This window comes from Corynebacterium sp. HMSC068G04, assembly GCF_001814885.1.
Lineage (GTDB): Bacteria > Actinomycetota > Actinomycetes > Mycobacteriales > Mycobacteriaceae > Corynebacterium > Corynebacterium hiratae.
Map to the genome: position 1 here is coordinate 66,219 of NZ_KV818340.1, position 21,761 is coordinate 87,979.

Genomic DNA, 21,761 nt, shown 5'->3' on the forward strand with positions numbered 1-21,761 from the left:
GTTCCATGCCTCCTGCTTCTCGGGAGATGCACCAGTTGCCACTCCTTCTGGCAATTTGCACGTAGCCGGATTGTTCGCACAGTCTTGGATGTAAGAGTCGGAGGGTTCAGTGGGAAACGGATTGTTGTAGTTTTGCGCATGCGCAGTTGGAATCTTCACAAAGCCTGCCAGCATTACGCCAGCAATGACTACCGCGGTAGTCTTATGTTGTCGTGCAGGGGGGGCAGATCTTCATAATGCTCATGTGCTCAGGCTATCAATATGAGATTAGCCTCGCTATCCCTATTGGCAGATCTCTGTAGCCGACCATCAATTGAAGTCCGACAACGGCTTATGCAAACCCCTAACCTCATCAAAGGTTGTAAAAGCTACACCGCACAGCAAAAGAGAGAGTTTTTCAATCCACGGGAACCAAGCAACCACCGCCTCCGACTAGTAGTGCAGTTGATATCAGCGCCTGTCCATCGCCCGTCTTGAGTGCCCGAAAGCATTCACCCTCAGGCACCCACTACGGGCCCTACCTGTACACACTGAAAAGAGCACTACTTATGAGTCGGACGGCTCTGCGATCCTTCATTCAACGCATCCACTTTTATGGCGGCATGTTCGTCGGCCCCTTCATCCTCGTTGCGGCATTGACTGGCTGTCTCTATGCCATGGCGCCCACCCTGGAGAAGGTGGTGTACCGCGACGTCATGACCGTTCCGGCGGTCGAGCACCCCGTAAGCTTGGAAGAACAAATCCAGGCCGCACAGCAGGGGCACCCCGACATGCCCGTGTCCCAAGTCTGGCCGGCAACCAGCCCCACGGATTCGACGCGCGTGCTGGTTTCCGATGACAGCATCGACGAAAGCCTGCAGCGCACCGTCTTCATCGACCCCGCCAACGCCGAGGTCATCGGGGACTACCCCACCTACTCGGGCCTGGGTGAGATGCCGCTGCGCCGCTGGATTTCCTCCCTGCACGAAAGCTTCCACTTGGGCAAGGTCGGTGAACTCTACTCGGAGCTAGCCGCCTCCTGGCTGTGGGTCATGGCCTGCGGCGGTCTTTATATGTGGTGGATTCGCCGCCGCCCGAAGAACAAGGCAACCGCGAACGCAGCGCAGCAGCAGCCCAAGCGCTCTGCCCGCTGGAAGGCCACCCGCCTGCATTCCACTGTTGGCGCCTGGATCTTCATCGGCCTGCTTGGCCTCTCTGCCACCGGTATCACGTGGTCGGGACTGGCCGGCGACAACGTCGATTCCCTCGTCGAGCGCATGGACTGGAAGGCCACCCCGATCGAGACTGCCCTCCCCGGTACCACCGCCGAAACACATGAGCACACTGGCCATGAAGGACATGAAGGTCATGGGGTTGGAGGGGCGTCGTCAAGCGCGAGCGTGGCTGCCGACGCCGAGCGCGTCCTCGCCACCGGCCGCGCCGAGGGTCTGACCGGACCGCTGCGCCTCTACCCGCCGGAGGACGCCCACTCCGCCTGGCAGGTCAGCGAACGCTGGGTGGAATGGCGCACCACCTCCGATGCAATTTCGGTAGATGGCACTACCGGCGACGTCATCGACCGCCAGCCTTTCTCCAGCCTGCCGCTGTTTAGCAAGCTCAGCAGCTGGGGCATCTACCTGCACATGGGCATCATGTTCGGCCTTCCACTGCAGATTGCGCTGCTCGCACTGGGTCTCGCCACCGCCGCTCTCGTAGTACTGGGGTACTACATGTGGTGGAAACGTCGCCCGCGCTTCCTCCCGACTGCCCACTTCTCCTGGGCCACCACAGGGTTGGGCGCGCTTTTCGCCGCCACCGTGGGCGTCTTCCTGCCGCTCTTAGGAATCACCTTGGCGGCGTTCTTGGTTCTCGATGTCATCCTTGTGAACCGTGCCACCGCCCCGCGCAGGGAACGCACGCCAATCCCGGTCGGATAATTTAGTGAAAGCCATCACATAGGGCGGAGCTTATTAGGTACGGTAGTTTCTTATGACTAACCCACTACTGACACCTTCCACGCTGCCCTACCAGCTCCCGCCGTTTGCGGAGATCAAGGTCGAGCACTACCGCCCCGCCTTCGACGAAGCACTCGCGCTTCACGACGCCGAAATCGCCTCCATCACCGACAACCCCACCACGCCTACGTGGGAAAACACCGTGGAGGCGCTCGAGCGCTCCGGCCAGGACCTCGACCGCGTCATGGCCGTCTTTGGCAACCTCTCCGGCACGGATGTCACCGATGAAATGGAGGAGATCGCCGCCGACATCTACCCGCGCCTGTCCGCGCACTATGACGCGATCTACCAGAACGAGGTGCTCTACGCGCGCATCAAGGAGGCCACGCCGCCTGCCGACGACGCGGAAGGCCAGCGCCTCCACGAGCACCTCCTGCGCACCTTTGCCCGCAAGGGTGCCGACCTCGACGCGGCCGGCAAGGCCCGCCTGTCCGAGATCAACCAGCGCCTCTCCGCGCTCTCTGAAGAATTCGGCCGCAACCTCATGGCGTCTACCCGCGAGCGCGCGGTCTCCTTCACCGAGGAAGAACTCGAGGGCCTGCCCGCCGAACGCATCGCCTCCGCCAAGGCCGATGCCGAAGCACTAGGCCGCGAGGGCTTCGTCATCCCGCTGGAGTTGCCGACCGTGCAGTCCGAGCTGAGCCGTCTGGCGCGGGAGGATGCGAGGGGGAGGCTGTATGGGGCGTCGACAAGCAGGGGCTCCGAGAACAACATCCCGGGGCTCATCGAGGCCGTGCAGCTGCGCGCCGAGCGAGCCGAGCTGCTGGGCTTTGCCACGCATGCCGACTACGTCATCGCCGAGGAAACCGCCGCGACTGCCGACGCCGCCCGCACCATGCTCTTCGACCTCGCCCCCGCCGCCGCGGCCAACGCCGAAGGCGAGCAGAAGCTCCTCACGGAGGAAGCAACGCTCAACGGCCAGGGTTTCAGCGCCGCGGACTGGCCTTATTGGGAATCCAAGGTCCGCGCCCGCGACTTCTCTCTCGATGAGGAGGAGCTGCGCAAGTACTTCCCGCTGGACCAGGTCCTGGAGAAGGGCGTCTTCGCCGCCGCCGAGCGCCTCTACGGCATCACCGTTATCCCCCGCGATGACCTCGAAGGCTATGCGGAGGGGGTTCGCGTGTGGGAGGTGATTGACGGAGACGTCAATCACGTGAATAAGGACCCGCACGTAGATATCGACTCGCACGGGGATAAGGGGATCGGCCTTCTTCTTACCGACTACTTCGGGCGTCCCACCAAGCGCGGCGGCGCATGGATGAGCGAGTTCGTGGGGCAGTCTAGGCTGCTGGAGCGGAAGCCGGTCATCGTCAACGTTATGGGCATCACCAAGCCCGCCGACGGCTCCCAGCCGCTGCTGAGCATGGACGAGGTCCGCACCGTCTTCCACGAATTCGGCCACGCCCTGCACGGCCTGCTTTCCGACGTCCGCTACCCCACCTTCGCCGGCACCAACGTCCCGCGCGACTGGGTGGAGTTCCCCTCGCAGATCAACGAGAACTGGGCGCTCGATAAGAACTTGGTCAAGGAGTACGCCCGCCACGTCGAGACGGGCGAACCTATTCCGGACGAGCTTCTCGACGCTATCTCCGCCGCCTCCGAGTTCGGCCAGGGTTTCGCTACCTCGGAGTATCTGGGAGCGTCGATCATCGACCTCGCGTGGCATTCCCTAAGTGCTGCCGAGGCCGCCAAGTTGGAGGCTACCCCGGAGGCCGTCGCCGAATTTGAGGCCGAAGCCCTGCGCGCGGCCGGGCTGGATAACGAGCTCATCGCGCCTCGCTACCGCTCGACCTACTTCAACCACATCTTCGCCGGCGGCTACTCGGCGGGCTACTACTCCTACCTGTGGGCCGAAGCGCTCGACGCCGATGGTTTCGAGTGGTTCAAAGAGCAAACCGACCTGCGCGAGGCCGGTCAGAAGTTCCGCGATGTCATCCTGTCCAAGGGCGCGTCTCGCGACTTCACGGAGGCCTACCGCGAGTTCCGCGGCCGCGACAAGGACGTCGCGCCGCTGCTTAAGCGCCGCGGCCTCGCCGGCGCCTAGTGCCGACTAGTTATCCACAGATTTCATCGGATGGCTAGTTCGGGGCTTGGAGGTGGGGTGGAGTGCTTTTAGGCTGCGGGGTATGAGATTACAGACGTTCTTCGCCGCCCTCGGCCGCGCCATTGACCTGGTGGCCGAGTGCGCGGGCCTGTCTGAATCTGATTTGGTGGCCCTCGGCGCCACGCCTGCCGACGCCACCGTGTTCCTCTCCCTCCACCACACCTACTTCGGGCACACCTCTTCTTCGAAGAAACAGCGCACGGCGGTTGCAGCCGCGCGCCAGCGCGGGCACGGGCTGGTGACCTTGCAGCTCATCGAGCACTTCGTGGCCAAAGTCCGGGACCATAACAAGGCCTGGGATTTGCGCGTGGAGCTGTGCCAGACCAGCGCGGAGCTGGTGGAAAAGGTAGCGCGCAAGCGCCTGCGTCAAATGCGCAAACCCCGCACGTATGCCGAGCGCGCCAAGCTCACCCAGCATGGCAACGGCCTTGCCACGCTCACCGTGACGGCGGACTCGCTCCAGCTGACGGGCGTATTTGAGGGTATCGACCAGGAACGCCCCGGCGAGAGTTTCCTAGAAAATCTGGAGGGCGGCGGCGTCAAGACTGAAGTTGCCACCATGGCGGTCTTGCAGCTCGATGACTACGCCGAGCTGCTCAAGGGCAATACGGAGAAGGACAGCGAGGAGTTCATCGTCCGGACGACCAATGGCGCGACGATGACCGGCTCGCAGCTGGTGGAGCGCGCTTTGCTGGACAAGGGGATCGTCGTGGCGGTCAGTCGCGAGCACGGTCCGCTTGATGTGTTCCGCTTCCAGCGCTTCGCCACCGCCAAGCAGCGTCTTGCCTTGGCTGCGGAGAATCCCTGCTGCGCCTGGGAGGGCTGCAAGGTTCCCTTTGAGAAGTGCCAAATCCACCACATCAAGGCCTGGGCCCGCGGCGGGCCCACCAATATCCTCAACCTGGTGCCACTGTGCCCGTACCATAATGGCGTCAACGACGATGATCCCGATGCCCCGCCCTCACGCGGCCACATGGACCGCATCGGCGGGCGCGTGGCATGGATCCCGCCATACGACGCCGCGCCGGTCTTTACCAGCGACTTCAACTAACGCTTCAACAAACCTCAAGGTCATCTTGCGCACCAGTGTGCCCCGCTCCGCCAGGGCACTCTTCCAGCACTGTTTGGTCGTACCCCGCAGGAAATCATCTCCTCGCGGGGCATTCGGCGTGCGGGTCAGTTGCCCGTGGGTCCTAGCCGGCGTTGCGCAGCGCGGTGGCCAACCCGTTCATCGTGACCTGGATGGTCTTGGACACCAGGAACTGGTCGTCGCCGCGACGGTAGCGGCGCAGCAACTCCAGCTGGATGGCGTTGAGTGGAAGCAGGTAAGGGTAACGCCGCTTGAGCGAACGCGCTTGGCGCTGATTCTCGCTCACCAGATCCGCGTTACCGGTGACCTTAAGGTAGACCTCGCGGGTGCGCTCAAATTCCTCGGATATCAGGCCAAAGATACGGTCTGCGGTGTCCTTGTCGTCGACCAAGTTGGCGTACAGACGCGCTAGCTGCATCTCCGCCTTGGCCATGACCTGCGCCATGTTGGCAAACACGGAGCGGAAGAAGGGCCACGTGCGGTACAGCTCGCGCAGCTCCTCCCAGCGCATCTCCACTTCTCCATCGCCACTATTTACTCCGGTCTTTCCGGTTTCTGCTCCATCCGCAGTGGCATTTGTTTCTTCTTCGCTGGCCGGTCCCGCTCCTAATGCGCCTCCGGAGGCTTGCTGCACCCACGCCGTCACCGCACTGCCCACGCCGAACCAGCCCGGGATGTTGGTGCGGGATTGTGACCACGACAGCACCCAAGGAATCGCACGCAAATCCGTAATCGCGGTGGTCTGCTTGCGCGAGGTCGGGCGCGAGCCCAAGTTGAGATCACCAATCTCGTGCAGCGGGGTGGACTGGGTGAAGTAGGTGATGAACCCGGGGTCGTCGACAAGCTGGCGGTAGGCCACGCCACTCAACGCCGCCAGCTCGCGCATGATCTCGTAGGCGCGCTCCGGATCCGTAATGGGCTCGGTATCCAACAACGATGCCTCCAGCGCTCCGGAAACAAACGCCTCCAAGTGGCGGCGCGCGGTCTCCGGCGCACCATATTTCGCAGAAATCACCTCCCCCTGCTCGGTAATGCGCACCGAGCCCGACACCGCGCCCTTCGGCTGCGCCAAAATCGCGTCATACGTCGGGCCACCACCCCGGCCCACCGCCCCACCGCGGCCATGCGCTAGGCGCAGCTCCACGCCATGACGCGAACACAACTCAACCAGGGCCAGTTCGGCGTCATACAGCGCCCAATTCGCCTGCAAATAACCGCCGTCCTTGTTGGAATCCGAGTACCCCAACATGACTTCTTGGATATCCCCGCGCGAGCGCAAATGCTCGCGGTACACGGGCACCTGCCACAGCTTCTCCAGAATGCCGGCGCCGGCCTTCAAATCCTCGATAGTCTCAAATAGCGGCACCACATCGACCTCGCTCAGTCCCACCTCCTTGAGCAGCACCATCGGCTCCAAGATATCGGAGACGGTGCCGGTCATGGAGATAATGCAGTGCGACACCGACTTCGGCCCAAAGTCCTGCACGGCGCGCGCCGCCGCACGGAAAATCCCCAGCTCCTTCGAGGTATCCTCGCTGAACTCCCGCTCGGAGCCGGGGAAGAGCAGCGGACGGTTGGTCTGCAGCTCGCGCACGAGCAGGGTGACCTTCTCCTCCTCCCCCAGCGCGCTGTAGTCCGGGGTGATGGTGGCCGCGGCGAAAATCTCGGTGAGAACGTTCTCAAAGGACTCGGAGTTTTGGCGCATATCCAGCGTCGAAAGGTGGAAGCCAAACGTGGTCACCGCGGAGCGCAGCCGAGCCAAGCGGTCATCGGCGATGATGTCGTCATTGAACTGGCGCAGCGAGCGGTCGATCACGTCCAGGTCACGTTTGAGTTCCTCCGGCGACGCATACGCGCTTGGCGACGTCTCCCCCTCCAGCCTCGCCAGCACCTTCTTCCGGATGCCGAAGATGGCCCGGCGGTAGGGCTCGTCGACGCGGGATTTTTCGTCGTTGTGGGCGGCGTCGGCAAGCGCGCCCAGCTCCTTGGAACTGGAGGAATATCGATCCGACAGGGAGAGCTCGCGCTCCAACTCGCCGAGCTCGTCGGCGTAGTACTGCAGCACCGTCGCTGCGGCCTTGCGGGTGGCGTAGGTCAGGGTGTGCTCGTTAACAAAGGGGTTGCCGTCATGGTCACCGCCAATCCAGGAGCCGGGGCGGACGACGGGGGAATCGGGAAGCTGCTGGCCAAAGGTCTCACGCATGGCGTGGCGGATGGCACGGTTGAGGGCGGGAACCTGGTCGAGCAGCGAAAGCTTGTAGTAGCGCAGGCCGACGTCGATCTCGTCTTCGAGGGTGGGGCGGGCGATACGAATCAGCGCGGTCTGCCACAGCAGCGTCATGCGCAGGTACATTTCCTTCTCGATCGCCGCCATGTCGCCGCCGCGGTGCGCTTCCTTGAGGAGATTCTTGATACGGGTCTGGGTATCGAAGACTGTGCGGCGGCGGGTTTCGGTGGGGTGCGCGGTGAGAACGGGGGCGACGTGCGCGCCGCGGATGACGGAGGCGGCGTCGGCGGGCGCAACACCTTCTTCTTTGAGCTTGGCGAATGTTTTGCGCAGGGAAACCGGCGCCTCGACGGACTCGTCATCCAAGTCCTCCGCTAGGTTCGCGATGAGCGCGAAGTAGCTGAACGCTCGCGCCACGAGGTTGACTTTGGTGATGTCGAGGTCGCGGAAAATAGCGACGAGGTCCTCCGGCTTGGCATCGCCGTGTGCGATGTCAAAGGCCATGCGGCGGGTGGATTCGACGAGCTCAAAAACGTCCTCGCCTTCCTGCTGCGCGATGACCCGGCCGAGCACCCGGCCGAGGAAACGGATGTCTTCGCGGACTTGTTCTGGGGCAGGTGTGCTCACGGCGAGGAGCCTTTCTGGGAGTGATGTGTTCAGCTAGCACATCTCAATGTAGCCCAGAGCACTATAGAGCGATAGTTATTTAGCAAAAGAAGCGAGCCACGCGGCGTGGAGGCGCGAGTCACCGTTTTCTTCCGGATGGAAGCTCAGCGCTGTGACCCGGCCCTGGCGCACGCCCACAATTGCTTCGTGCCCCGCGGCGGGATGAGTTAGCTTCCCGTCATATTCGGCGCTATCTTTGCACGCCGCGCTATCTTCGCCAGCCGCACCACTGGCTACGCTGTCGGGTGCAGGGGCAGGCACGGTGGCGATGACCTCGACACCTTCGCCCACGCGGGTAACGATGGGCGCGCGAATGAAGCTCGCCTCAATGTCGAGCGTGATGCTTCGGGCCCCTGTGTCATGAGCCTCGGCGTCGTCATGAGCCTCGGCGCCCCGGCGCCGTGCCCCGACCTCTGAGGCCTCTAGATCGGGCCGCTGACCTTGCAGCGCGACGGGAACGATGCGCTCCTCGGAGAAGCGTTGGTTGCCGAAGGCGTTGCGACGCACGGTGACGTCGATAAGCCCTAGCGTCTGCTGGCCCGGCGCGGGGTTCTCCAACTCGCGGGCGCTGTAGATGAGCCCCGCGCAAGTGGCCAGGACCGGCAGCCCTCCCTCGACAGCGCGGCGCAGCGGCTCGGCGACGCCAAAAGAGCGCGCCAGCTTATCGATGGTGCTCGACTCGCCGCCCGGCAGAATGATTCCGTCCAGCCCGTCGAGATCCTGCGGCAGGCGCACCCGGCGCGTTTCGACACCGAGGCTCTCCAACACGGCGAGGTGTTCCTCCACGCCGCCCTGCAGCGCGAGGACACCGACGAGTGGTCGCACCGCGTTTACCAACCGCGCTCAGCCAGGCGGTGCGGGGCGGGGATATCGTTGACGTTGATGCCCACCATGGCCTCACCCAGGCCGCGGCTGATCTTGGCCAGCTCGGCCGGCTGGTCGTAGAGGGTGGCCGCCTTAACGATGGCCTCCGCGCGCTTCGCAGGCTCGCCGGACTTGAAGATTCCGGAGCCAACGAAGACGCCTTCGGCGCCCATCTGGCGGACGAGGGCGGCGTCGGCAGGCGTGGCCACGCCACCAGCGACGAACAGCACGACCGGCAGCTTGCCGGTCTCCGCAACCTCAGCAACCAGGTCATACGGCGCCTGCAACTCCTTGGCTGCGACGTAGAGCTCATCGCGATCCAGGTTCTGGAGGCGCGCGATTTCACCCTTGATGGTGCGCAGGTGCTTGACGGCCTCGGAGACGTCGCCAGTGCCGGCCTCACCCTTGGAGCGGATCATGGCCGCACCCTCGGTGATGCGACGCAGGGCCTCGCCCAGGTTCGTCGCGCCGCACACGAACGGCACGTCGAAGTCCCACTTGTTGATGTGGTTGACGTAGTCGGCCGGGCTGAGCACCTCGGACTCGTCGATGAAATCTACGCCCAGCTCGCCGAGAATCTGCGCCTCCACGAAGTGGCCGATGCGGGCCTTCGCCATCACCGGAATGTCCACAGCGTTGACGATGCCCTCGATGAGGTCCGGGTCAGACATGCGGGCCACGCCGCCCTGAGCGCGAATATCGGCCGGCACGCGCTCCAGCGCCATGACGGCGGACGCACCTGCGTCCTCAGCAATTCGGGCCTGCTCCGGCGTCACGACATCCATGATGACGCCGCCCTTGAGCATGTCAGCCAGTCCACGTTTGACGCGCGTGGTGGCGCGTCCCTGTTCAATCTTCTGTTCAGTCATGGCTCACATAGTGGCCCAGAAAATTGGTCCAAGACAAGAGCCATTTTCCGAGTGTCGAATTAGACCACTTATGATGGGGTCGTGTCTTTCCGCCTCGATCCATCTGATACGCGCGCGTTGCCGGTGCAGATTGCCGAAGCCCTCCGCACCCAAGTCGCGGCGGGCATTTTGCTGCCCGGCGAGCAGGTGCCGTCGACGCGTTCGCTGGCGCGCGATCTGGGCATTTCCCGAGGCAGCGTGGTCACCGCCTACGAACAGCTCACCGCCGAGGGCTACCTCACTGCGTCGGTTGGCTCGGGCACAGTCATCAACCCGCACCTGCCCCATGGGCGCACCCCACAGCCTCACCCCGCGCCGCGGCCCAGCTCTGCCCCACCGCGCGTGGAGTTGACCCCCGGCTTGCCCGATACCGAAGGAATCATCACCCCCGAATGGAGGGCGGCGTGGCGCAAGGCCGCGGTGAATCCTTCCGGCGATCTTCCCCGCGAGGTGGCCGCGCACCTGCGCCACATGCGCGGGCTCACCGTCGACCCGGCCTACGTCGTCATCACCGCCGGCGCCCGCGACGGCCTCTCGGTGCTGCTGCGCGCGCTGGGCGGCCACTTGCGCGTGGGCGTGGAGTCCCCCGGCTACCCCAGCCTGCGCCGCGTTCCCCAAGCTTTGGGCCACACGCTTGTCGACGTCCCCACCGACGCCCACGGCGTCACCGTCCCCACCGTTGATCTCGACGTTCTCATCGTCACGCCATCCCACCAGCACCCTTATGGCGGTTCCCTGCCGGCCGCCCGGCGCGCGGAGCTCGTCGAGTGGGCACGCAACAACGACGTGCTCATCATCGAGGATGACTTCGATTCCGAGCTTCGCTACGTCGGCCAGCCCTTGCCCGCGCTGACCGCGCTCGCTCCCGAGCACACCGTCTTGCTAGGAACGTTTTCCTCGGTGATTTCGCCATCGATTGCCTGCGGCTACCTGGTGTTGCCCCCGAGCTTACGCACGGCGGTGGATCGGGTGCGGGAGGTCTTCGGCCAGCCTGTCGGCGCAATCCCCCAGGCGGCGTTGGCGAACTATCTGGCCAGCGGTGCGCTGCGGCGGCATACCGGACGGATGCGCCGCGCCTACAAGCGCCGCCGCGACCTCGTCCAAGCCGCGCTGGAAGACGCCCCCGCTACCCTTCTGCCCATCCACGGCGGGCTCCACGCGGTGCTGCTGTGCGATAACGCCGTGGTCGACCGCGCCGCCTCCCTAGGGCTAACGCTCACCCCGCTCAGCGACTACTGGGGCGGCGTGGCCGCCGAGGAAGGCGTGGTCTTGGGCTTCGGGCATTTGAGCGATGTTGAGCTCGCCGCCGCGCTGGAGCTGGTCAAGCAGGCCTTAACTAGCTGACACGTAGCTGGCTGACGCATAACTTGCCTAGCACATACTGGGCTAGCTTGCGCTGGCCAAGGTCACGGTGGCGAGGGTACGGCCCGTCGGTTGCTCGCTGCCACCCGCAGGTTCCTCGGTAACCATGACCTTGACCGCTGCGCCGTCGAAGGGCATCCACACCCCATCGTGTGGGTCCTGGCCGATAACCCCCGCCGAAGCCATCTCACCATCGGCACCAACTGCCCACACTTGGGCGCCCATGCCGTCGGCGAGCTGCGGCTGACCATCGACCATCGCGCCGGATTTCGCCATCGAGGCGGAGGAAACGATATCCAGTTGCGCGCCCGAGGCATCGGCATTGCCCTGCATAAGGTCCTCTGCGCCCATGATGTCGTGCATGGATTTTTCGCCCGGCGATTCAGCCTCTACTTGCGCGCTATCCGGTGCATCTTGCTGACCCAACTGCAAGAGCTGCGGCGCGGCTACCACGCCTGCGACGAGCACTGCGGCGGCAGCCGGCACCGCTACGAAGGCCCGCCAGCGGCGGCGTGGAAGCTCGATGACCTCAGCAGCTTCGCCACCGTCAATTTCCGCAAAGACAGCATCTTTCATTCGCGCTGGCGGTTCGACCTCGGGGAGGGAATCGAGGAAGTCGTCGAAAGTCTCATCAGAAAACTCATGCGTATTGCTCATCTTCCCTCCCTTCCGAGAATCGCTTTTAGCTTCTTAACGCCCTCGCGCACACGCGTCTTCGCCGTACCCAGCGGTACTCCCGTTGATTCTGCCAGTTCAGCATGCGTCAAGCCATTGAAAAATGCGAGGGCTACCGCGGTGGAATGCGGCTCCCCAATCTCGTCGATAGCCCGGCGCAGGCGCTGCGCTTCGACATGTCCCAGGGCCTCATCTTCGAGGGGCTCGGTGTAGGTAGCCTGGGTCAGCAGCGCGTCGCGGTTATCGCGTTGCACTGCAGCAACGTGGCTACGCAGCTTATCGACGGCCCTCCCATGCGCCAACCTGCCCACCCACGACCGCGCGTTTCCCCGCTGCGGGTCAAATTTCGCAGCGGAAGTCCACACCTCAACGAAGACATCTTGGGCAACCTCTTCGGCTAAGGCGGGATTGCGCAGAACGCTCAGGCACACGCTGTACACGGTGGGCGCGAGGGCGTCGTATAGCGCACTGAAGGCATGCTTGTCTGCCGCAGCGGTCTGAACGAGCAGGTCGTTCAGCCGCGCATGTTCATCAGGTGACATCGCAGACACGGGTGTAGAGCTTACCTCCAGCAGCGGGGCGGACATGGCACTTTTACTTAGTCATTTCTTCACTCGGCGCCATCATCTCATCGCTCTTCATTTCCTCAGTCATCATGGAATCCGACTCCATCGCATCAGAACTCGGGGCCATCATCTCAGAGCTGGGCTTCATGTCCACTTCTTCCTTCTTGTCGTTGCAGGCAACCAGCCCACTGGCGGCTACGGCAAGTGCAGCGGCGGCGGTAACAAGCTTCTTCATTTCGGTACTCCTTCTTCAGGTCTTCGGGTCCGGCCTTTCCGGACCCTGTATCTGACCATTCGGAGCCACCCTGCGATGCGGATTGGACGGATTTAAAAGCAATCCGCTTTTCACTCGTGTTCCGAACTAGTTGCATACGCACACCGCATCACAAGCGAAGGAGCACAGGATGTTATCTACGCTATTCATCGGGTTTACCGGTGGCCTTATCACCGGCATCTCGCCCTGCATCTTGCCGGTCTTGCCGCTGGTCCTCGCAGTCAGCGGCGGCTCACGGTGGCGGCCATGGCAGGTCGTCGGCGGACTCGTCACAAGTTTCAGCCTCGTCACGCTGTTTGCCACAACGCTGCTCAATGCCTTGGGCCTCCCGGCCGACGTCCTGTGGAAAGTGGGAATCGCGCTGCTCGTTCTCGTGGGCCTGGGAATGGTGTTCCCTCGCGTTCAGGAAGCCCTCGAGTGGCCTTTCCAGAAGCTCCCGAAAGCTGGCGGCTTGCAAGCCACAGCCCGCGACAAGGGCGGCTTCGTCGTTGGCCTAGCCATGGGGGCTGTCTTCGTTCCCTGCGCGGGCCCAGCACTGGCCGCAATCTCCGTGGCGGGCGCCACCGGGACTGTCGACGCCCACATCCTCCTCCTCTGTCTCTCCTTCGCCCTCGGCGTGGCGATCCCGCTGCTGGCTTTCGCCTTAGGCGGCAACGAGGTGGGCAAACGCGTCGATGCTTTCCGCTCCCACCAACGCGAGGTACGCGTCACCGCGGGAATTGTGGTGATCGCCATGGCCGGCGCCATCTCACTCGGCGCGCCCGCGTGGCTGCAGCAGAAGCTCCCCAGTATCAACACCGACGCCACGCCCGTTGAACAGGCCACCCTCACAGCCGAAGGAACCCCCGTGCCCGCGTTCGCGGGGCTGACCGGCTGGTTCAACACGGATGCGCCCGTCGATCCGCGGACCTCCGGCAAGGTCACGCTCATCGATTTTTGGGCCTATGCCTGCATCAACTGCCAGCGCAACAACACGCACCTGACCAAGCTCTATGCGCATTACAAGGACTACGGCTTCGACATCATCGGAATCCACGCGCCGGAATACGCTTTCGAGCACGAGGCCGACAACGTGCGCCGTGCGGCCCGCGAGCAGGGAATCGAGTATCCAGTGGCACAGGATAATGACTTCGCCACGTGGAAGAACTTTGGGAATCGGTACTGGCCGGCGCACTATCTCGTCGACAAGCACGGCATGTTGCGCCAATCCCACCACGGCGAGGGCGACTACGCCGAGACCGAGCGCCTCATTCGTGAGCTTCTCCTCGAGCGCGACCCCAGCATAGAACTGCCTGAGCCCATTGAAGCCGCCGATGCGCACAGCGCTCCGCGCTCGCCGGAGACCTACCTCGGCACCGCACGCGCACAGTATTTCACCAACCCCGATTACCACGACGGCACGCACCAGTTCACCACGAGCGAGCCGCCGTTAGGTCAGTATTCGCTGGGCGGGACGTGGACTTTGGCCGACCAGCCCATCACCGCCGGACCTAACGCGCGGCTGCGACTGAATTATCGCGCCGCCTGGGTACAGCTCGTGGCATCAGGGCAAGGAACGGTTCGCGTGCACCGCGCGAATGGTTCGGTCCGCACCTTCGACATCACCGAGGACGGCACGGTGGATCTCGTCAGGGAACCGGACAATCACACCGAAACAATCGAGCTGGAAGTAAGCGAAGGCCTCTCGCTGTATTCCTTTACTTTTGGCTAGCGTGGGGATCATGAAGGTTTCTCTGCATGGGCAATCCGCCGTGGCTGTCGAGGCTCCCCAGGGGCGCATCGTCATCGACCCCGGCCCCCTTTCAGACCTCAGCTGCCTGGAAGGCGCTGAGGCGGTGCTGCTCACGCACGCGCACGGCGATCACCTCGACGTCGATGCCGTGCGTGCAAGCGGCCTGCCAGTGTGGGGAACGCAGGAAGCCATCGACGCCCTCGGCTCCGGCACCATCGTGCATGCTGGAGAGACGTTCACGGTTCTGGGCCTTGAGATTCACGCGGTGGGCGGGCTTCACGAGGAAATCCACCCCAGCATTCCGCGCCCGGAAAACCTGGGTTATTTCTTTAATGGCGTGCTGCACCCCGGGGACCAATGGTGCGTCCCGAAGGGACGCACGGTAGACGTGCTCCTGCTCCCCATCGCCGGCCCGTGGGTGCGCGGGGCGGAGGCCGCGGATTATGCCATGCGCATCGGCGCGCGGCTGACGGTGCCCATCCATGACGCCGTGCTTTCCGACGCCGGCAAGCAAAACACCGACGGCATGCTCCAACGCGCCGGCGTGAGCGGCTATCGGCGCCTGCGGGTTGGTGAAAGCATCGACGTTTAAGCCGAACCAACTGCTCGGTCTATTTTTATTCTCGGGCTTGCCTGCGGTTTCCACAAAGCCACTAACGGCACTGAACCGCTTGGTCTAGCCTTTGTGGCATGAGCACCAAATACGATAATTCCGAAGTCAACGAGTGGTCGTTCGCGACCCGCGCCCTCCACGCCGGACAGAACCTGGACGGCTCCACCAACGCACGCAACGTTCCGATTTACCAAACCACCTCGTATGTCTTCAACGACGCCGAGCACGCCGCCAACCGCTTCAACCTCTCGGATGCCGGCCCGATTTATACCCGCCTGACCAACCCCACCCAGGACGCACTCGAGGAGCGCCTCGCTTCCCTCGAGGGCGGCGTCGCCGCCGTAGCTTTCGCCTCCGGCCAGGCCGCCGAAACCGCGGCCATCCTGAACCTGGCCTCCGCCGGCGACCATATCGTGACCTCCCCGCGCCTCTACGGCGGCACCTCCACGCTCTTTACCGTGACCTTGAAGCGCCTCGGCATTGACGTCACCCTCGTCGAGAACCCGGATGACCCGGCCTCCTGGCAGGACGCCGTCCAGCCAAACACGAAGGCTTTTTACGGCGAGACCTTCGGCAACCCAGTCGCCGATGTTCTCGACATCCCTGCCATCGCCGAGGTAGCCCACAAGAACCAGGTCCCGCTCATCGTGGATAACACCATCGCCACCGGCGCGCTCGCCCGCCCGCTGGAGCTGGGCGCGGACATCGTCGTGGTTTCCACCACCAAGTTCTATACCGGCAATGGCTCCGCCATCGGTGGTGCCATCATCGACGGCGGCTCCTTCGACTGGACCATCGAGCGTGACGGCGAGCCCGTCTTCCCCTACTTCGTCACCCCGGACGAGGCTTACCATGGCCTCAAGTACGCCGACCTGGGCGCACCGGCCTTCGCCATCAAGGCGCGTGCGGGCCTGCTGCGCGATACCGGTGCCGCCATCTCCCCCTTCAACGCCTGGCTGACGCTGAATGGCATTGAGACGTTGCAGTTGCGCGTCGAGAAGCACAATGCCAACGCCCAGGCCGTGGCAGAGTACCTGGAGTCCCACGCCAAGGTCACCACCGTCAATTACGCCGGCTTGGACTCCTCGCCGTACAAGGCCACCAAGGAGAAGCTCGGTTACGCCTACACCGGCTCCGTGCTCTCCTTCGACATCGACGGCGGCCGCGAGGAGGCGTGGGCGTTTATCGATGCGCTGAAGCTGCACTCGAACCTGGCCAACATCGGCGATACCCGCTCCCTGGTGGTGCACCCGGCGACCACGACACACTCGCAGTCCGATGAGGCCGCGCTTAAGGCCGCGGGCATTACGCAGGCCACGGTGCGCCTGTCGGTGGGCATCGAGGATGTCAACGACATCATCGCCGACCTCGAGCGTGGGTTCGCGGCCATTGGTTAGCGCCATCCCGGAACTCGCGCCCGAAGGCGAGCTCGCCGTCGTCCCCATCGGTGATTTCACCACGGAAGCAGGCGCCGTGCTTGCCGACGCCCACGTGGCCTACCAACGCTGGGGCGCTTTTGCCGGCGACCCAGACGGCGTCAACAACGTCCTCGTGGTTGAGCATGCGCTGACCGGTGATTCCAATGTGGCGGACTGGTGGTCCGACCTGGTGGGGCCTGGCAAGGCTCTGGACACCACGCGCTGGTGCGTTATCGCGACTAATGCGCTGGGCGGCTGCAATGGCTCGACGGGGCCGAAGTCGCTGCACCCGGATGGAAAGCCGTGGGGCGGGCGCTTCCCGGCGCTGTCGATTCGGGACTTGGTGGAGGCCGAGCACGACTGCTTGAAGGAACTGGGCATTTCGCGTGTGCACGCGGTGCTCGGCGGTTCGATGGGCGGCGCGCGAACTTTGGAGTGGAGCTTGCTGCACCCGGAAAGCGTGTCCGCGGTGTGTGTGATTGCGGTGTCTGCCCGGGCTTCGGGCTGGCAGATTGGCATCCAATCCGCGCAGATTTCTGCCATCGAGCGCGACCCGTTTTGGCATGGCGGAAATTACTACCTCACGGACAAGACTCCGCGGGATGGTCTGGCAGCGGCGCGCCGCATCGCGCATTTGACGTATCGCGGCGAGCAGGAGATCGACGAGCGCTTCGGCGCTACCGCACAGCAAGGCGAGAATCCCTTGGGTCCGCACCGCCAGCTGAACCAGCGTTTCGCGGTGAACTCCTACCTGGATTACCAGGGGGCGAAACTCACCGAGCGCTTCGATGCGGGTTCCTATGTGGTGCTCACGGAGGCGTTGAACCGGCATGACGTCGGCCGCGGGCGCGGCGGGCTCATCAAAGCGTTGGCGGCATCCCAGGTGCCGACGATGGTCGTGGGCGTGGACACGGATATCCTCTACCCCTATCACCAGCAGGAGCACATCTCCCGCAACGTCAACCACCTGCTGGCGATGGCCAAGATTGTCTCCCCCGTGGGCCACGACGCCTTCCTGACGGAGACCCGGCAGATGAACCGCATCCTGCGCAACTTCCTGCTGCTCTCCGCGCCGAATGGCCTCGATGTGGGCCCTGCGTACGTGGGCGATGAATATTACATCTAAGAGCCCAGCGCGTCGATGGAGAAGGCCATGAACACCATCGCCGCGCCCAAGATGCCTGTAAAGCAGGCATCGAAGCGCCGGGAGCGCACCGCGAGCACGCCGACCCGCGAGGAGTCGCAGGTCAAGCGGACCACCGTGAGCCACACCAGCGCCCCGCCCAGCAGCAGCGTGGCGCGGCGCCAGTGCTCGAACACGGCATAGAAACCCGACACCACAACCGCCACGACGAACAGGCCGATGGCCAGCCACTGGAGAGCCGGCGGCAGCGCCGAGGGCTTCAGGTGCGCATCGTGCGGGTTCGACAGGGACACCGGTGGCGTGGTTTTCCCGCGGGCTTGGCTTTCAGTCTGGCTTCCATTCTGGCTTCGAGGCTGGCCTTGAACAGGGCCCTGAGCTGGGCGCCGGGGTGTTCGTCGCTCTCTGCGTTGCGGGTTTTCGTCTGATTGTGGGGACATGCTCATTACTTGGGCGTTCGTGTTGCGCCGTTAGTGAGCGGCAAGCTTTTCGGCGCGCTCGACAATGTTGCTCACCAGGAACGCGCGCGTCAGCGGGCCCACGCCGCCCGGGTTCGGGGAGACGTAGCCGGCCTTCTCCCAGACGTCCTCGGCCACGTCGCCGGCGAGTTTGCCGTCAACGCGGGACACGCCGACGTCGAGAACCGCAGCACCTTCCTTGACCATATCGGCGGTGAGCATGTGTGCCTTGCCGGCTGCCGCGATAATGACATCGGCCTCACGGGTCTCCGCAGCGAGGTCCTTGGTGCCAGTGTGGCACAGCGTCACCGTGGAGTTTTCGCTGCGGCGGGTGAGCATCAGACCAATCGGGCGGCCCACGGTCACGCCGCGGCCAATAACCACGACCTTGGCGCCATCGAGCTCTACCCCAAAGCGGCGCAGCAGGTGGATGCAGCCATTCGGAGTGCAGGGCAGCGGGGCTTCCTCGTTGAGCACCAGCTTGCCCAGGTTGATCGGGTGCAGGCCATCAGCGTCCTTGGCCGGATCGATGAGCTCGAGCACGCGGTTTTCATCCAGGTGCTTCGGCAGCGGCAGCTGCACGATGTAGCCAGTGCAGGCGTCATCATTGTTGAGTTCCTCGATGACGCGCTCCAGCTCCTCCTGGGAGATATCTCCCGGCAGGTCCTTGCGAATCGAGTTGATACCGAGCTTCTCGCAATCACGGTGCTTCATCTTCACGTAGGAATGCGAACCCGGATCATCGCCCACCAAGACCGTAGCCAGGCCCGGGGTAATCCCCTTCTCCTTGAGGGCGGCCACGCGCTGGGCCAGGTCCTCAAAAATCTCGTCGCGGTACAAGTTGCCATCTAGTTTGGTAGCGCTCATGCACACCATCCTAGACTGATGCCTATGAGCAGCTTGCACATCGTCTTCGACAACCCCGTGATCCCTACCAACACCGGCAACGCCATCCGCCCCGCCGCCGTCACGGGCGCGAGCCTGCACCTCATCGAGCCGCTCGGCTTCAACTTCGAGGACAAACACCTCAAGCGCGCAGGCTTGGACTACCACGACTTAGCGGACCTCACGATCCACAAGGATTTCGACGCCTGCATGGACAGCTTGCCCGGCGCGCGCGTTTTCGCTTTCACCACCCACACGGACAAGTGGTTCACCGACGTGGAATACCAGGAGGGCGATGTCCTGCTTTTCGGCACCGAACCCACGGGCCTGCCGGAGGAACACGCCTTTCACCCGCGGGTAACGGAGCGCGTACGCATCCCCATGATGCCGGCGCGACGCTCGATGAATTTATCTAACGCGGCGTCGACAGCCGTGTATGAGGCCTGGCGGCAGCTCGGCTTCCGTGGCGCGGTCTAACAAGTCGCGGCACAATATGGGTGAACTTTCACACCGAAGGAGACACCTTGCCTAGCCTGCGCCCACTGCTTGATTCCCTCATCACCCGCGTCGAAGCTTCGTCTGCCGCCCACGCCACGCAGATCGCGCGCGTGGATCCCATCCACCGCCCCGGCGCGGTCAACCTCGTGCGCTACATGGAATTGCGCTCCCAGGACGCCGTCGAACTCCAGGAAGGCCTCACTGCGTTGGGCGCCACGAGCCTCAGCCACCCGGAGCCCGCGGTGCTGGAGCGCCTCCACGCCGCGCGCAACGTGCTCGACGCCTTCGATGGCCACGCGCCAACCTACTCCGTGCAGCCCATCGCCACGGCTTATGCGGACGCGGACGATATCCTCGACGCCAACACCGAAGCCCTCCTCGGCCCTACCCAGGAGGACACGCACGCGCGCATCATGGTGACTCTTCCTGCTGAGGCTGCGGAGGATTATGAACTGGTCCTCGGTTTCGCCCGCGCGGGCATGGAGTTAGCCCGCATCAACTGTGCGCACGATGACCAGGCGGCGTGGACAAAGATGGTGGAGCACGTCCACCGCGCCGCTGAAGAGGTGGGGCGCGAGATTCTGATTTCCTGCGATATTGCTGGCCCCAAGGTCCGCACCGGCAGCATCGAGCCGGGTCCGCAGGTCATTCGCGTGCGCGGCGAGCGCACCGCTGCGGGCGAGCTGCTGAGCCCAGCAACGCTCGTGCTTCACGACGCCCCCTCCTCTACCCGCGCCCACGGGGTGGCGGGGGAGGCGTCGCCAAGCGCGGCCCGCCCGGCGGTAGCGCTGGAGGTGGATGACGAGTGGTTGGCCCGCCTGCACCCCGGCAGCGAGGTGCGCTTCACGGAAGCGCGCGGGCGCTCGCGTGTGTTCACCGTGGAGAGCGCGGAAGCAGGCGTGGCGGTGCTGCACGGTGATCGCAACTGCTACCTCGCCGAGGGAACGGTGTTGAGCCACGGCGGGGACACCACGCAGGTGCATGGGGTTCCGGCACTGGAGCAGAAGATTCGCCTGCACCGCGGCGAGGAGTTGGTGCTGAGCACTTCGCAGGAGCCGGCGCGCATCGTCGAGGGCGAGGTGACCACGATTGGGTGCACGCTGCCGGAGGTGGTTGGCGCGCTCAAAGTGGGGCACCGGGTGATTTTCGATGATGGCGCCATCGCCGGCCGCGTCCGCGAGGTGCGGGAGAATGGTGCGGCGCACGAGGCCGTCGTCACCGTGGAGCATGCGGGACCGACCGGCACCAACCTGGCCGCCTATAAGGGAATCAACCTGCCGGATACCGACGTCCCGCTGCCCAGCCTCACCGAGGAAGACATCGAAGCACTTCGTTTTGTGGCCACGCACTGCGATATCGCGGCGGTTTCTTTCATCCGCACGCCGGCTGATGTGGCCTTCCTCTATGACACGCTTGAGGCGATTGCCGCCGAGCAGGAATCGGAGGAGATGGCGCAGCGCGTGCGTGACCTAGGCATCGTGCTCAAGATTGAGACGGTTCCGGCTTATGAGCAGCTGGGAAGTGTGTTGCTGGAGGGGATGCGGCACGCCAAGTTCGGCATCATGATTGCGCGCGGTGACTTGGCCGTGGAGTTGGGATTCGAGGAGATGGTCCAGGTGCCGGGGCGCATCATGAAGGTCGCGGAGGCGGCCCACATCCCGGTCATCATGGCCACGCAGGTTCTGGAGACCCTGGCCAAGACCGGGCTTCCCTCCCGCGCGGAAATCACGGACGCTGGCTATGCGCTGCGCGCGGAGTGCGTCATGCTCAACAAGGGGCCGCACATCACGGAGGCCATCCAGATTCTGGACCGCATGTCCCGCAAGCTAGGCCAATCGCGGCTGAAGAATCGCCAGAGGCTGCGCCAGGTCAGCAGCTGGACCAATCCACTCGCTTGATACGCGGCGTACCTGCGCCGCGTGGTGAGGATCACCTAAGAGATAGCCCTCAAAACCTAGACGGACCTATGTTTACTAAGGGTAACCTATAAAGGTAATGCTTATTCGGTAGTGCTTATTTAAGGAAGAGGGCTCACCGTGAAGTTATCTGAGCGCCCACGACAAACCGCCGACGCTATCCCCACGGGGTGCACCATCACCCTGAGAGACGAGTGCATCTCCTGCACCTGCGACGCCGCACTGGCGGTGCGCCTCGGCGAGCTGGGAATCCGCCCCGGCGCCACGCTAATCATGGGCCCGCGCGTGGCCGGTGGCGCGCGTGTTGTCTCGGTGGGCAGCTGCCGCTACGCCATCGATAAGGCGACACTGCAGGCCATCGAGGTCTAAG

The 21,761-nt window shown here is 64.0% G+C and carries 19 protein-coding genes; 11 read left to right on the forward strand and 8 right to left on the reverse strand.

Going from position 1 to position 21,761, the window contains the following annotated elements:
- Window positions 1-548 precede the first annotated feature (548 nt).
- The 3 genes from HMPREF2993_RS09735 to HMPREF2993_RS09745 all read left to right on the forward strand — a co-directional run bounded on the left by HMPREF2993_RS09735 (window position 549) and on the right by HMPREF2993_RS09745 (window position 5,149).
- Entirely contained in the window at window positions 549-1,916 is a 1,368-nt protein-coding gene (locus tag HMPREF2993_RS09735) for a PepSY-associated TM helix domain-containing protein (protein ID WP_070702130.1), read from the forward strand.
- A 52-nt stretch (window positions 1,917-1,968) separates the two neighbouring features.
- Window positions 1,969-4,038 carry a M3 family metallopeptidase gene (locus HMPREF2993_RS09740; protein WP_070702132.1) on the forward strand — a complete coding sequence of 690 codons (2,070 nt, stop codon included), beginning with the start codon at window positions 1,969-1,971 and terminating at the stop codon, window positions 4,036-4,038.
- A gap of 82 nt (window positions 4,039-4,120) precedes the next feature.
- The gene (locus HMPREF2993_RS09745) at window positions 4,121-5,149 is read left to right on the forward strand and encodes an HNH endonuclease signature motif containing protein (protein WP_070702134.1); all 1,029 of its coding nucleotides are present in this window, start codon (window positions 4,121-4,123) and stop codon (window positions 5,147-5,149) included.
- Window positions 5,150-5,291: 142 nt separating this feature from the next.
- Here the strand turns inward: HMPREF2993_RS09745 and ppc are convergent, their stop codons facing one another.
- From ppc to pdxS, 3 genes are all read right to left on the reverse strand, one after another.
- Window positions 5,292-8,042 (reverse strand): phosphoenolpyruvate carboxylase, encoded by a 2,751-nt coding sequence (gene ppc, locus HMPREF2993_RS09750; RefSeq protein WP_070702136.1) that lies wholly within the window; start codon window positions 8,040-8,042, stop codon window positions 5,292-5,294.
- A 75-nt stretch (window positions 8,043-8,117) separates the two neighbouring features.
- Entirely contained in the window at window positions 8,118-8,906 is a 789-nt protein-coding gene (gene pdxT / locus HMPREF2993_RS09755; protein WP_070702139.1) for a pyridoxal 5'-phosphate synthase glutaminase subunit PdxT, read from the reverse strand.
- A gap of 5 nt (window positions 8,907-8,911) precedes the next feature.
- Window positions 8,912-9,814, reverse strand: a complete 903-nt coding sequence (pdxS, locus tag HMPREF2993_RS09760; RefSeq protein ID WP_049157099.1) for a pyridoxal 5'-phosphate synthase lyase subunit PdxS — start codon at window positions 9,812-9,814, stop codon at window positions 8,912-8,914.
- 81 nt (window positions 9,815-9,895) lie between these two features.
- On the opposite strand from pdxS, the gene HMPREF2993_RS09765 reads away from it, so the two are divergent.
- A complete protein-coding gene (locus HMPREF2993_RS09765) occupies window positions 9,896-11,197 on the forward strand; it encodes a MocR-like pyridoxine biosynthesis transcription factor PdxR (RefSeq protein WP_070511423.1) in 1,302 nt (433 codons plus the stop codon).
- Between the two features lie 42 nt (window positions 11,198-11,239).
- On the opposite strand, the gene HMPREF2993_RS09770 is transcribed toward HMPREF2993_RS09765, so the two are convergent.
- From HMPREF2993_RS09770 to HMPREF2993_RS09780, 3 genes are read right to left on the reverse strand one after another with little or no spacing between them, the layout of a single operon-like run.
- A complete protein-coding gene (locus HMPREF2993_RS09770) occupies window positions 11,240-11,872 on the reverse strand; it encodes an anti-sigma factor (RefSeq protein ID WP_070511420.1) in 633 nt (210 codons plus the stop codon).
- Window positions 11,869-12,477: a sigma-70 family RNA polymerase sigma factor gene (locus tag HMPREF2993_RS09775; RefSeq protein ID WP_070702140.1), complete on the reverse strand. Its 609-nt coding sequence runs from the start codon at window positions 12,475-12,477 to the stop codon at window positions 11,869-11,871. Before HMPREF2993_RS09775 ends, HMPREF2993_RS09770 begins: the two co-directional genes overlap by 4 nt.
- A gap of 7 nt (window positions 12,478-12,484) precedes the next feature.
- A complete protein-coding gene (locus tag HMPREF2993_RS09780; protein ID WP_049157090.1) occupies window positions 12,485-12,691 on the reverse strand; it encodes a hypothetical protein in 207 nt (68 codons plus the stop codon).
- Window positions 12,692-12,860: 169 nt separating this feature from the next.
- On the opposite strand from HMPREF2993_RS09780, the gene HMPREF2993_RS09785 reads away from it, so the two are divergent.
- The 4 genes from HMPREF2993_RS09785 (at window position 12,861) to HMPREF2993_RS09800 (ending at window position 17,619) form a co-directional block, all read left to right on the forward strand.
- Complete coding sequence (locus tag HMPREF2993_RS09785; RefSeq protein ID WP_070680489.1) at window positions 12,861-14,441, forward strand: redoxin domain-containing protein; 1,581 nt, start codon at window positions 12,861-12,863, stop codon at window positions 14,439-14,441.
- 10 nt (window positions 14,442-14,451) lie between these two features.
- Window positions 14,452-15,054 carry an MBL fold metallo-hydrolase gene (locus HMPREF2993_RS09790; protein WP_070702231.1) on the forward strand — a complete coding sequence of 201 codons (603 nt, stop codon included), beginning with the start codon at window positions 14,452-14,454 and terminating at the stop codon, window positions 15,052-15,054.
- A gap of 98 nt (window positions 15,055-15,152) precedes the next feature.
- Window positions 15,153-16,472: an O-acetylhomoserine/O-acetylserine sulfhydrylase gene (locus HMPREF2993_RS09795; RefSeq protein WP_046648383.1), complete on the forward strand. Its 1,320-nt coding sequence runs from the start codon at window positions 15,153-15,155 to the stop codon at window positions 16,470-16,472.
- Window positions 16,420-17,619, forward strand: a complete 1,200-nt coding sequence (locus HMPREF2993_RS09800; RefSeq protein ID WP_246822427.1) for a homoserine O-acetyltransferase MetX — start codon at window positions 16,420-16,422, stop codon at window positions 17,617-17,619. Before HMPREF2993_RS09795 ends, HMPREF2993_RS09800 begins: the two co-directional genes overlap by 53 nt.
- On the opposite strand, the gene HMPREF2993_RS09805 is transcribed toward HMPREF2993_RS09800, so the two are convergent.
- Window positions 17,616-17,930 (reverse strand): DUF3017 domain-containing protein, encoded by a 315-nt coding sequence (locus HMPREF2993_RS09805; RefSeq protein ID WP_049157087.1) that lies wholly within the window; start codon window positions 17,928-17,930, stop codon window positions 17,616-17,618. The genes HMPREF2993_RS09800 and HMPREF2993_RS09805 overlap by 4 nt on opposite strands.
- Window positions 17,931-18,104: 174 nt before the next feature.
- Window positions 18,105-18,959, reverse strand: coding sequence for a bifunctional methylenetetrahydrofolate dehydrogenase/methenyltetrahydrofolate cyclohydrolase (locus HMPREF2993_RS09810; RefSeq protein ID WP_049157086.1), 855 nt, complete (start codon window positions 18,957-18,959; stop codon window positions 18,105-18,107).
- Window positions 18,960-18,983: 24 nt separating this feature from the next.
- Between HMPREF2993_RS09810 and HMPREF2993_RS09815 the strand changes: the two genes are divergently transcribed.
- The 3 genes from HMPREF2993_RS09815 to HMPREF2993_RS09825 all read left to right on the forward strand — a co-directional run bounded on the left by HMPREF2993_RS09815 (window position 18,984) and on the right by HMPREF2993_RS09825 (window position 21,760).
- Window positions 18,984-19,454 (forward strand): tRNA (cytidine(34)-2'-O)-methyltransferase, encoded by a 471-nt coding sequence (locus HMPREF2993_RS09815; RefSeq protein WP_070702142.1) that lies wholly within the window; start codon window positions 18,984-18,986, stop codon window positions 19,452-19,454.
- Window positions 19,455-19,501: 47 nt separating this feature from the next.
- Entirely contained in the window at window positions 19,502-21,373 is a 1,872-nt protein-coding gene (locus HMPREF2993_RS09820) for a pyruvate kinase (RefSeq protein ID WP_070702144.1), read from the forward strand.
- 138 nt (window positions 21,374-21,511) lie between these two features.
- Entirely contained in the window at window positions 21,512-21,760 is a 249-nt protein-coding gene (locus HMPREF2993_RS09825; protein WP_046648388.1) for a FeoA family protein, read from the forward strand.
- Window position 21,761: the final 1 nt, after the last annotated feature.